Genomic DNA, 11,918 nt, shown 5'->3' on the forward strand with positions numbered 1-11,918 from the left:
CGAGGCAATTATCTTGGTTGGCGCTGATCGTCGATCATCACTGAGTCGGGTGGCGTAAACGAAAACACGTCCGACGCGGGTGCTTGTCGGCTAAATTGGCTCAGCGTGAACTGGCTTTGTTGCCCATCTTGCTCAACCACGGTAAAGCCGGTCAAGGTACCATCCGGCTTCACGGTGACTTCAAATTCGCCAATCGTGCCTGTGGTTTTTGGCGTTAAGGTAAAGGTGTCAGCCTCTTGGGTGATTTGATAAGCCTGCCAATCACTTGGCTGATTGCGTGTCAGTAGGACAAACGGCGTTTGTGCCGTAGCATCCTCCAACCACATCGCCGTCACTTGCTCAACAAATGGGCTGTAGTACCAGAGCGTCTCGCCATCGGAAATCATGATGGTTTCATCGGGTGAGGTCGTGGTCCAGTTGAACAAGTTTGGTCGCTGAATCGCCAACCGCCCTTTTGCTTGATGAATCACCTCTCCTTCTGGGCTTTGCACTGTTTGGGAAAATTGCGCACTAAAGGCGTCAACCTGACTCAAGCGATCCATCAGGTGTTGTTGTGCCTGCGTTTTCGCCTGCACCGACAATGCAAAAAGTAGAGACAGCACCACCATTAGGTGGCGGATAGCAGAGAATCGAGTCATGAAACCTTCCATTCGATCAATCTTTGGGTGGCGGTGGCGCGATGACTTCGCGATTACCATTATGGCCTGGTGAGCTTACGACACCATGTGCTTCCAGTTGTTCCACAATACGCGCCGCACGGTTGTAGCCAATTTTAAACCGGCGCTGCACACCAGAGACAGAGCCTCGGCGGCTCTCGGTGACAAATTCAACCACTTGGTCGAAAAGCTGGTCCAACTCTTCCCCATCTCCGCCTGAGGGTGCTTCACCCGGCAACAAGCTATCAGAGCCTTGATCCCCTTTGGTTATTTCGTCTAGATACTGTGGCTTACCACGTGCTTTCCAGTTATTCACCACACGGTGAACCTCTTCATCACTGACAAAAGCGCCATGTACACGGATGGGGTGGTTGGAGCCATTGGGCATAAAGAGCATATCACCCATCCCCAGTAACGACTCTGCGCCGCCTTGGTCGAGGATAGTGCGTGAATCTGTCTTAGTAGACACCGTAAACGCCATCCGCGTTGGAATGTTGGCTTTGATTAAGCCTGTAATCACATCAACGGACGGACGCTGAGTGGCAAGCACAAGGTGAATCCCCGCTGCCCGCGCTTTTTGTGCTAGTCGCGCAATCAGTTCTTCCACTTTTTTGCCCACGACCATCATCAAATCGGAAAACTCATCCACGACCACCACGATATACGGTAATTTCTCGAGTTTAGGCGCCGATTCGTCCATCGAATCACCCGGTTTCCAGAGCGGATCGGGGATAGGGTTATTGGCGGCTTCAGCCGCCTTCACTTTTTCGTTAAAGCCTTTTAGATTTCGCACCCCAAGCGCCGACATCAGCTTGTAACGACGCTCCATCTCACCAACACACCAACGCAGGGCATTGCCAGCGTCTTTCATGTCGGTCACGACCTCTGTTAACAGGTGAGGGATCCCCTCGTATACCGATAGCTCGAGCATTTTAGGGTCAATCATGATAAAGCGCACGTCTTCGGGTGAGGCTTTATACAACATGCTCACCAGCATGACGTTCACGCCCACCGACTTACCCGAGCCTGTGGTACCGGCCACCAGCATATGTGGTGCCTTCCCCAAATCAGTGATAATCGCTTCACCCGCGATATCATTCCCCAGCACCACCGAAATAGGCGAGTGGCTATTCTTAAAACGTTCGCTTCCAATCACTTCGGACATAAACACCGTCTCCCGGTGCTCATTGGGCAGTTCAAGGCCAATGTAGGGCTTCCCTGGGATCACTTCGACCACACGCACTGCCGTGGTCGACAAAGCACGCGCCAAGTCTTTGGATAGGCCAGAAATGCGCGAGACTTTCACCCCAGGGGCCAAGTCGAGCTCAAAACGGGTGATCACTGGGCCTGGGTACACGCCAACCACTCGCGCCTGGACTTTAAAATCTTCTAACCGTGCTTCAACCAAGCGGGCAATCTTCTCAAGCTCTTCACGCGTCGCCTGCTCTGCAGTATGACGAGCGGGATCGAGTAGATCGAGGGTCGGGAAAGGTTCTGTCGGCGTGGGTAAATCCGGCTCATCTTTTACCAGGAAAGGATGGTCGAGCCCCGCCGCCTGCTGTTGAGCCTTTTGCGCTTGGCGAATGGTTTCTTGGAAGGGATCGTCATCCTCATCCGCGCCACTACTCGCTTGTTCTGCACGCTCAAGCTCGGACAGTCCATCTTGATTGCCATAGGTTGTGTCGGCGTGGCGAGACGATGAGGCTGAAGGCGCTTCATCCGCTTGCGAGTGGTCACTCATTTGCTCCGCTGATGCGCTGATCGCCTCTGTGTCCTCTACCTCAACATCCGATGACGAGAAAGATGGCACTTCGTGCTCGATCGCGATATCCCACTGCCCTAGCGTCGGTTCACTAGGTTGATCGCTCTCATGGGCCACGGATGCCGCATCGTCTGCGGATGAATAATCGGTCGCTGGTACATCGGTTTCCGAACGCGCTTGTCCACCAAAAATAATAGGCGACGCAGCCTGGTTCTGTGTGTGCTCATCATTGGTAGTACGCTCCGCCTTATCCGGCGCTGACGGCGTCAGGCGACGTAAATCACTGAGCTCCATGGGTTCAGATGCATTGGCTGCGGTACTCTGTGTCTCGGTGTCTGGCACGCCTAACTCGGTCGGCGCGTCACCACGAATCCGGTTCACCGCCCACGTCACACCGTTGAGCGTCATCGCGCCAAGATGGTCAACAATGGTTAACCAAGAAATACCGGTAAAAAGGGTAAAGCCAGCCGCCCAACCAAACAGCATCACCAAGGTCGTGCCTAATACGTTAAATAGCGGCAGCGCCAAACTGTTGGTGACATCCCCCATCACGCCACCAGAGGAAAAATGCCAAAAGTCGTCAAAATTCAAATCGGCCAACGAGCAGCTGGTTAAAAACAGGATGAACAGTCCTAATATGCGCGCGCCGATAATAGTGTAATTAATCGGTTCATCGTCGCTGCGGCGACGCAAGAACACCCACCCCCCGAGGATCGCCGCTGGTGGCAGCGGATACGCTAAGATGCCAAACGAAAAGAAGAGACTGTCGGCGAGCCATGCGCCCATGGCACCCGCCGCATTGTGCACATCACCATGCCAGGCAGTTTGCGACCAGGATGGGTCGGCCGGATTAAAAGACAATAGGGCCACCATGGTGAACACGGCTGCCGCGAGTACCAGAATAAACCCACACTCTTTTAATCGCTGAACGCCATCTAAACGCGCTTTAGCACGAGCCGCTTTGGGCTCCCGACGTAAAGAAAACTCCATCATCACCTGTTTAATACCGTTCTTGAACCGCATTCCTCATCCTACTTTGAGGCTTGCTCATGTTGCCCTGACTTTATCACATTCATGCCGTGAGGGCAGGCATGATGCATGTTTACGCCAAATCTTTACCGAGATATCACACAATCTTATGCTATCCGCACAAAAAATAAGCCGAGCATGACGCTCGGCTTCAGTCTCGATAGGTGGTGCATCGCACCCCTTTTCATCACCTGGCTAACGGGTATGGATAACTAGATGATTGCTCTGTTTAACCTCTTCCATCACCACATATGTACGGGTGTCATTCACGCCGGGCAAACGCAGCAAAGTTTCACCCAATAACTTGCGATAAGCCGACATATCCGCTACTCGTGTTTTAAGCAGGTAGTCAAAATCCCCTGACACCAACGAGCACTCTTGAATGTCCTCAAGCGTTTGCACCGCTTTGTTAAATTGCTCGAACACATCAGGCGCGCCGCGGTTGAGTGTGATTTCGACAAACACCAACAGTGATGCATCCAAATACTGGGGGTTAAGCAGTGCCGTATAGCCAAGGATATAACCTTGACGCTCAAGACGTCGTACACGTTCTAGACAGGGGGTAGGAGAAAGACCAACACGTTTTGATAACTCAACGTTAGAGACTCGCCCATCCTTTTGGAGCTCGTTCAGGATGTTGCGGTCAATGCGGTCCAATTCCTTGGAGGGCTTTTTTTTGGTATCTACCATTTTTTATTCCACCTTGTTACTTCCTTGCAAAAAGATATACCAAATTAAATAACATCTAAATGATCTTTAGCATCAAATGCTGGTTTGTTGCCTTTATACTAGCCTGAAAATTGACAATATCAATAACAAGCCAGCCGATAACACTGAATAAACAAGAGGTGACAGCATGATCATTGGCGTTCCAAAAGAAATCAAAAACCATGAGTACCGTGTTGGTATGGTGCCAGCGAGTGTTCGCGAGCTTATTTCTCACGGCCACTCTGTTTACATTGAGACCAACGCAGGTAACGGTATTGGTTTCTCTGACGACGACTATAAAGCCGCCGGCGCGTCTATCCTTCCTACTGCTGCTGACGTCTTTGCCAAAGCAGAGATGATCGTCAAAGTGAAAGAGCCACAAGCCGTTGAGCGTGCGATGCTCCGCGAAGGACAGATTTTGTTCACCTATTTGCATCTTGCACCAGATTTTCCGCAAACAGAAGACTTAATTAAAAGTAAAGCCATCTGTATTGCCTACGAAACGGTAACAGATTCTAAAGGTCGATTGCCACTCCTTGCACCCATGTCTGAGGTCGCCGGCCGCATGTCTATTCAAGCAGGTGCACAAGCGCTAGAAAAATCACACGGCGGTTCGGGCATGCTGCTCAGCGGTGTACCTGGAGTCGAGCCGGCGAAAATCGTGGTACTAGGCGGTGGTGTTGTCGGCTCGAACGCTGCTCGTATGGCCGTTGGTCTGCGTGCTGACGTCACGATTCTCGACAAAAATGTCGATACCTTACGTCGCCTAGATGAAGAGTTCCAAGGGCGTGCCAAAGTGGTCTACTCCACAGAAGAAACCCTTGAACAACACGTATTGAACGCCGATCTGGTTGTCGGTGCCGTGCTGATCCCAGGTGCTGCTGCACCCAAGCTGGTTAACGAAGATCACATTAAGCGTATGAAGCCAGGCGCCGCCGTGGTGGACGTCGCTATCGACCAAGGTGGCTGTTTCGCGACATCACATGCGACAACCCATGCAGATCCCACCTATATCGTGGATGATGTCGTTCACTACTGTGTTGCCAATATGCCTGGCGCGGTAGCACGTACTTCTACTGTCGCTCTGAACAACGCCACACTGCCTTATATCGTCAAGCTGGCGAATAAAGGCTATCGTGATGCCTTGGTCGAAGATGCGCATCTACGTAATGGTCTGAATGTCATTGGCGGTCAAGTAACCATCAAAGAAGTCGCAGAAGGTTTTGATTTACCTTATGTTGACGCAATGGACGCACTGAAGTCGGCACATTAATCGGCCACGCCAATCATAGAAATCGAGGGCACCATCACGGTGCCCTTTCTTTACCTTTCTAATTTACCTACAATCAGTCCATTCAAAAACGAACCTCTTTCCTGCTCGGAGACGTGAATGAGTAACATTAAGCATGCGAACCTATTGATCCTGGGTTCAGGCCCGGCTGGCTATACGGCCGCTGTTTACGCCGCGCGCGCTAACTTAAACCCTGTGATGGTGACCGGAATGCAACAAGGTGGCCAGCTGACCACCACCACCGACGTTGAAAACTGGCCTGGCGATCCTGAGGGACTGACAGGACCGGCATTGATGGAACGCATGAAAGCCCATGCGGAAAAATTCGAGACTGAGATTATCTTTGATCACATCAATGACGTGGACTTATCCTCACGCCCGTTCCGCTTAAAAGGTGATAACGGTGAGTTCACCTGTGATGCGTTGGTTATTTCTACCGGTGCCTCTGCGCAATATCTTGGCCTTCCATCTGAAGAGGCATTTAAAGGGCGGGGCGTCTCAGCCTGTGCGACCTGTGATGGCTTTTTCTATCGCAACCAGAAAGTCGCGGTGATCGGTGGTGGTAACACGGCGGTCGAAGAGGCCTTGTACTTGTCGAATATTGCCTCAGAAGTGCATGTTGTTCACCGTCGCGAGACCTTCCGAGCCGAGAAAATCCTCGTTGACCGCATGATGGATAAAGTCAACAACGGCAATATTGTCCTTCATACCAATCGCGTGTTGGATGAAGTTTTAGGCGATGAAATGGGCGTGACCCAAGCACGCTTGAAAGACACCCAAAGTGATGAAACCGAAACACTGGATGTGATGGGTGTGTTTGTTGCTATCGGCCATAAACCCAACACCGATATTTTTGCGGGTCAATTAGAGATGGAAAATGGCTACATCAAGGTCGAGTCGGGCCTTAATGGCAACGCCACCCAAACCAGCGTTGAAGGTGTCTTTGCTGCTGGTGATGTGATGGATCATGTTTACCGTCAAGCGATCACCTCTGCAGGCACCGGTTGTATGGCCGCATTAGATGCCGAGCGCTATCTCGACGCTCTGGCAAATAATCAGTAAGCCCACGCTCTCATGCAGGCTGCCGTTCGGTGGCCTGCCCAGCCTATTTGTAGGCTCTCATAAAACAATAAGACGATATGGATAAATCTAAACAGCGGGCGCTAACCCAATGGCTCAAGTCGCAGAGCACGTTAGCCAAACCCTGGTTAGTTGCGACGATTAGTATTGCACTCCTCTCCGGTGTGCTTTTGATTGCCCAGGCAGCACTTCTTGCCCACCTGCTGCACCAGTTGATTATTGAACAAACGGATAAATTTGCCCTACTCCCAAGCTTTTTTGCCCTGGCTGTTGTCGTGATAGTGCGTGCGCTATGCAGTTGGGCGAAAGAGCAAACGGGTTACCGCTGTGGTGAAGCGATTCGCCAACATATTCGTCATTTAATCCTGAATCGTCTCGAGGCGTTGGGGCCGGTGAGTATCCAAGGGCGCCCAGCAGGCAGTTGGGCGAGTCTGATTTTAGAGCAAGTGGAAGAGTTACAAGACTTTTTTGCCCGTTATTTACCACAAATGGCCATCGCCGTCCTGATCCCGTTGGTGATCTTAGTCGCCGTTTTCCCAATCAACTGGGCCTCAGGATTGATCTTTTTAGTGACCGCACCGTTGGTCCCCTTTTTTATGGCCTTAGTTGGCATTAAAGCCGCTGATGCCAACCGAAAAAACTTTAAGGCACTGCAACGTTTATCCGGTTACTTCTACGACCGATTGCGTGGACTGCCCACACTCAAGCTGTTTAACCGCGTCGAAGCGGAGGCCGAGCAGCTTCATCTCGCGTCACACACGTTTCGTCAACGCACCATGGAAGTGCTTCGCCTCGCCTTTTTATCATCGGCCGTGCTGGAGTTTTTCACCGCTATTTCCATCGCCGTTGTCGCCGTCTATTTCGGCTTTAGCTTTATTGGTGAGCTCGACTTTGGTCACTATGGCGCCTCCATTTCGCTGTTTACCGGTTTATTTGTTTTAGTGCTCGCCCCCGAGTTTTATCAGCCGTTGCGCGATCTCGGCACCTTTTATCACGCCAAGGCGCAAGCGATTGGTGCGGCTGAGTCGATCGTTGAATTCCTGGACGCTCAGCCAGATACCGGCACTCAAGGTGAGGCCACGCCTGATTTATCCACCGTCGCGATTATCGCGCACGACCTGGAGGTACTCAGTCCCGACGGCCACGTATTGGCTGGGCCCATGCGTTTTTCCGTTCAGCCAGGCGAGCAGATTGCGCTCATTGGCGTCAGTGGCGCAGGCAAATCCAGCCTCCTTAACGCCCTGCTTGGTTTTCTGCCCTACCGTGGTAGCCTCACCATTAATGGCTGCGAACGCCGTGATCTCTCCATCAGCCACTGGCGCCAATCGATCAGTTGGGTCGGGCAGAATCCGCAACTTTTCCACGGCAGTATCCGCGACAATATTGCTCTGGCCAACCCTGAGGCAACGCCAGATATGATTAATCAGGTGATGACGCAAGCGTACGTGGATGAATTTGTGATGCGATTGACAGACGGCTTAGCCCACCCTGTCGGTGACCGAAATGGGGGGTTATCGGTGGGTCAAGCACAGCGTATTGCCGTCGCGCGAGCGTTATTACAAGATGGCGCCCTCTGGGTACTGGATGAGCCGACTGCAAGCCTAGACGCACATAGCGAAAATCGCGTGCTGGAAACCTTGAGTGCAGCAACACAAGATAAAACCTGTATACAGGTATCGCACCGTTTGGACTCACTCGCCAACAGTGACCAAGTCTGGGTAATGATGGATGGGAAACTCGTGCAACAAGGCCCATATCACAGTCTGGCTGACTCGGGCCCGCTGGCAGAGATGCTGGCTTCCGCCGATAGGAGAAACCTCGATGCGTGAACTACTGCCCTATCTTCGCCTTTATAAGCGCCACTGGTTTGGTTTGAGTTTAGGCATGGTACTGGCGTTTGCCACACTATTTGCTGCTATTGGCCTACTCACCCTCTCCGGCTGGTTTATTGCCGCTGCGGCTGTTGCAGGCCTGGCGGGTATCGCTACCTTTAATTACATGCTCCCTGCCGCGGGTGTGCGTGGCTTCTCTATTGGTCGTACCTTTGGTCGTTGGGCCGAACGTGTGGTTAGCCACAATGCCACCTTCAAACTATTGGCAGATTTGCGCGTGTCATTTTTTCGCAAACTCGCCCCGTTAGTCCCTGATCAAGGGCTGAATATGCGTGATGGCGATTTGCTTAATCGCATGGTCGCCGATGTCGATGCCATGGACCACGTTTATCTGCGCCTAGTCAGCCCGATGATGGTCGGTATCGTCGGTATCCTGGCGGTGAGTTTCTTCCTGGGGTGGTTTGACCCAAGGCTTGGCATGGCGCTTGGACTGACCTTGCTCGCGTTACTGATTGGGCTGCCCATCCTTTTTTATCGCTTGGGTAACGATCAAGGCCGTGCTCAATTGGAGCAAAACGCAGCCACACGCATAGCACTGCTAGATTGGTTACAAGGCCACGCCGAGCTGGCTTTATTTGGCGCACGTGACCGTTATCGCGCCCGCATCGATGACAGCGAGCAAGCGATGCTTCACGCACAAGCCAATATGGCGCGTATTACCGGATTGGCCAATGCCGTGCTCGTCGCGGCCACAGGGCTAACATTGGTGATGATGATTTGGCTCGCAGCAGATGGTGTCGGTGAGCGTATGCCAGGCCCACTGATCGCGATGGTCGCCTTTACAACCATGGCCAGCTTTGAGCTGATGATGCCTATTACCGCCGCGTTCCAATATCTGGGTAAAACGCTTACCGCTGCCAAACGACTGAATGCGATCACCGAGCGAGCCCCCAGTGTCCCCTTCCCTTCCCACGGACATACTGGCCCTGCCGTCGGCGATATTTGCTTTGATAACGTCAGTTACCAATACCCAGGCGCGGCACAAGACGCGGTTTCAAATATCTCGCTCCACGTGACACCGGGACACACACTGGCACTGCTAGGAAGGACGGGATGTGGTAAGTCAACCTTATTGAGCTTGCTCACCCGCGCGTGGGAGCCCACCCAAGGTCAAATCACCCTTGATGGGGTGCCTCTAATGCAATGGCAAGAAACCGCGCTGCGTGACGCCATGTCTGTGGTGACACAAAGCGTTGATTTGTTCAATGGCACACTGCGCGACAACCTTACCCTCGCTTGCCCAGAGGCATCAGACGATGATCTCGCCTCTGCCCTGCACCGCGTCGGCTTAACCGGGCTGCTCAAAGGCCAAGGGCTAGACGCATGGTTGGGCGACGGCGGACGACAACTCTCTGGGGGCGAGCGCCGCCGCTTGGGGATTGCTCGTGGCCTCTTGCACCCCGCGCCGATTATGTTGCTTGATGAGCCAACGGAAGGACTGGATGTGCAAACCGAAGCAGAGATCCTATCCTTACTGCAAGACCATTGTCAGGATAAAACCGTGGTGATCATTACCCATCGATTGGTTGGCTTGGCACATATGGACACAGTGTGTTTAATGGATGCAGGCCGCATTATTGAGCAAGGCACGCACCAAGACTTGCTGGCACGTAACGGTCGCTATGCACAACTCATGAACCGCTTGTAATAAGAGAGTGTACGATGACCCTCTTTTTACCCCCTTTAGCGCAAAATGATGTCGGCTTTCCGCCCGTGAATGAGGCGCTCTCTCACCCCGATGGCTTGCTCGCCATTGGGGGAGATCTATCACCTGCGCGGCTAATGTCGGCTTATCGCAGTGGTATTTTCCCCTGGTTTGGCGAAGATGACCCTTTATTGTGGTGGTCACCGAGTGAACGCGCCATCCTTCAGCCCTCTGATTTTCACGCCAGCCGCAGTTTGCGTAAAGCCGCCAAAAAGTCTGCGTATACCATCACGTTCAATCGCGCATTCGAGACGGTGATCGCTACCTGCGCGACTATTCGTGGACCTGAACAGACCTGGATTACCGATGAGATGCAAGCCGCTTACTGCCAGCTTCATCAGCAAGGCGATGCCCACAGTGTGGAAGTGTGGGACGGAGCACACCTTGTCGGCGGGCTTTACGGTGTCTCTGTAGGCCGTGTGTTCTGTGGTGAATCCATGTTTTCCCACACGACCAATGCGTCAAAGTTTGCCCTTTGGCAATTTAGCCAATTCTTCGCGCAACGAGGGGGGCACTACATTGACTGTCAGATGATGACCCCACATTTAGCCTCTTTGGGCGCCAAACCCTGGACACGCGACGCGTTTATCGCCGCGCTGCACGCTCATCGCGATCACTCCATTATCCAGGGCTGCCAACCGCAGCAGATTGCAGATTGGAGACCATAATGAGTGTGGGGATCCAGGTAGGCGTCACGCCTACAGCACCTTGCCAATACTTGTCTCACCAGCAAGAGCAACTGGCCGTGGTGATGTCGGCGGATTACCACACGCCCGAGCGATATGCTGCACTGTTAGCCGCTGGCTTTCGTCGCAGTGGTAACCTTATTTACCGGCCGCACTGTCCTCAATGCCAGGCCTGCCAAGCGCTTCGGATTGATGTGGCCAAATATCACCCCTCAAAAAGCCAAAAGCGTCATCGCAGCCAGCTTAATCGCCTAGAGATTAAAGTGAGTGATGAGCTTGATGAGAACTGGTTTGCACTCTTTCAACGGTACATCGCCACTCGTCATGCTGATGGCAATATGTACCCTGCCAAGCGCCAAGATTTTCTCGACTTTATCGGTAGTGACTGGTTATCCCCGCGCTTTATCCATTTGTATCAACGCGATCATAACCAACTCACCCTGGTTGCCATCGCCGTGACTGATGTCGTCGCCGATGGGTTAAGTGCGCTTTATACCTTTTTCGAACCAGAGCACCGCTTCTCTCTTGGACGCGTCAGTATTCAGGCACAGCTACAACTGGCAAATTCACTCCATTTACCCTGGCTCTACTTGGGCTATCAAATCGACACCTGTCCAGCGATGCGTTATAAGGCGGACTATTATCCACATCAACGCTTTATCAACCAGCAGTGGCGGGCGTTTTCCTGGCCGCTTATTCCACAATAGTGGCTATTTTTTCTAGCAAGGAGCGCCCCAACAGGGTAAAATTCGCACCCGAACTTTACAGACTTTCAGAATAGAGGCATTATCTGTCGGTCAAAAAATTGGCTACCAGAAGAGGCCTAAGAGGATTCAATGGCAAAAGAAGACGTAATTGAAATGCAAGGCACCGTACTCGATACGTTGCCTAATACTATGTTCCGCGTAGAACTAGAAAACGGTCACGTGGTGACTGCCCACATTTCAGGCAAGATGCGTAAGCACTACATCCGCATCCTGACCGGCGACAAAGTCACTGTTGAAATGACCCCTTACGATTTGTCCAAAGGTCGCATCGTTTTCCGTTCGCGTTAATCCTCCGAACGCGATCAAAAAACCCGGCAGCGATGCCGGGTTTTGCTTTTTCGC

The 11,918-nt window shown here is 52.4% G+C and carries 10 protein-coding genes; 7 read left to right on the forward strand and 3 right to left on the reverse strand.

The window, feature by feature from the left end; all coding sequences use genetic code 11:
- Window positions 1–8 precede the first annotated feature (8 nt).
- From lolA to lrp, 3 genes are all read right to left on the reverse strand, one after another.
- A complete protein-coding gene (gene lolA / locus WN56_RS02855; protein ID WP_369795671.1) occupies window positions 9–638 on the reverse strand; it encodes an outer membrane lipoprotein chaperone LolA in 630 nt (209 codons plus the stop codon).
- A 16-nt stretch (window positions 639–654) separates the two neighbouring features.
- Window positions 655–3,411 (reverse strand): DNA translocase FtsK 4TM domain-containing protein, encoded by a 2,757-nt coding sequence (locus WN56_RS02860; RefSeq protein ID WP_369795686.1) that lies wholly within the window; start codon window positions 3,409–3,411, stop codon window positions 655–657.
- Window positions 3,412–3,642: 231 nt separating this feature from the next.
- Window positions 3,643–4,137 carry a leucine-responsive transcriptional regulator Lrp gene (gene lrp / locus WN56_RS02865; RefSeq protein ID WP_046073519.1) on the reverse strand — a complete coding sequence of 165 codons (495 nt, stop codon included), beginning with the start codon at window positions 4,135–4,137 and terminating at the stop codon, window positions 3,643–3,645.
- Window positions 4,138–4,303: 166 nt separating this feature from the next.
- Between lrp and ald the strand changes: the two genes are divergently transcribed.
- The 7 genes from ald to infA all read left to right on the forward strand — a co-directional run bounded on the left by ald (window position 4,304) and on the right by infA (window position 11,864).
- Window positions 4,304–5,428 (forward strand): alanine dehydrogenase, encoded by a 1,125-nt coding sequence (gene ald / locus WN56_RS02870; protein WP_046073520.1) that lies wholly within the window; start codon window positions 4,304–4,306, stop codon window positions 5,426–5,428.
- Window positions 5,429–5,545: 117 nt separating this feature from the next.
- Window positions 5,546–6,508, forward strand: a complete 963-nt coding sequence (gene trxB, locus WN56_RS02875; protein ID WP_046073521.1) for a thioredoxin-disulfide reductase — start codon at window positions 5,546–5,548, stop codon at window positions 6,506–6,508.
- 77 nt (window positions 6,509–6,585) lie between these two features.
- The gene (gene cydD, locus WN56_RS02880) at window positions 6,586–8,355 is read left to right on the forward strand and encodes a cysteine/glutathione ABC transporter permease/ATP-binding protein CydD (RefSeq protein WP_046073522.1); all 1,770 of its coding nucleotides are present in this window, start codon (window positions 6,586–6,588) and stop codon (window positions 8,353–8,355) included.
- On the forward strand, window positions 8,348–10,066 hold the full coding sequence (gene cydC, locus WN56_RS02885) for a cysteine/glutathione ABC transporter ATP-binding protein/permease CydC (protein ID WP_046073523.1): 1,719 nt from the start codon (window positions 8,348–8,350) through the stop codon (window positions 10,064–10,066). The genes cydD and cydC overlap by 8 nt, the downstream gene beginning before the upstream one ends.
- A 14-nt stretch (window positions 10,067–10,080) precedes the next feature.
- The gene (gene aat / locus WN56_RS02890; RefSeq protein ID WP_046073524.1) at window positions 10,081–10,791 is read left to right on the forward strand and encodes a leucyl/phenylalanyl-tRNA--protein transferase; all 711 of its coding nucleotides are present in this window, start codon (window positions 10,081–10,083) and stop codon (window positions 10,789–10,791) included.
- Window positions 10,791–11,516, forward strand: coding sequence for an arginyltransferase (locus WN56_RS02895; RefSeq protein ID WP_046073525.1), 726 nt, complete (start codon window positions 10,791–10,793; stop codon window positions 11,514–11,516). The genes aat and WN56_RS02895 overlap by 1 nt, the downstream gene beginning before the upstream one ends.
- A 129-nt stretch (window positions 11,517–11,645) precedes the next feature.
- Complete coding sequence (gene infA / locus WN56_RS02900; protein ID WP_021022425.1) at window positions 11,646–11,864, forward strand: translation initiation factor IF-1; 219 nt, start codon at window positions 11,646–11,648, stop codon at window positions 11,862–11,864.
- The last annotated feature ends 54 nt before the right edge of the window (window positions 11,865–11,918 follow it).

The sequence above is a fragment of the Salinivibrio sp. KP-1 genome (genome assembly GCF_000968645.1).
Classification (GTDB): Bacteria; Pseudomonadota; Gammaproteobacteria; order Enterobacterales; family Vibrionaceae; genus Salinivibrio; species Salinivibrio siamensis.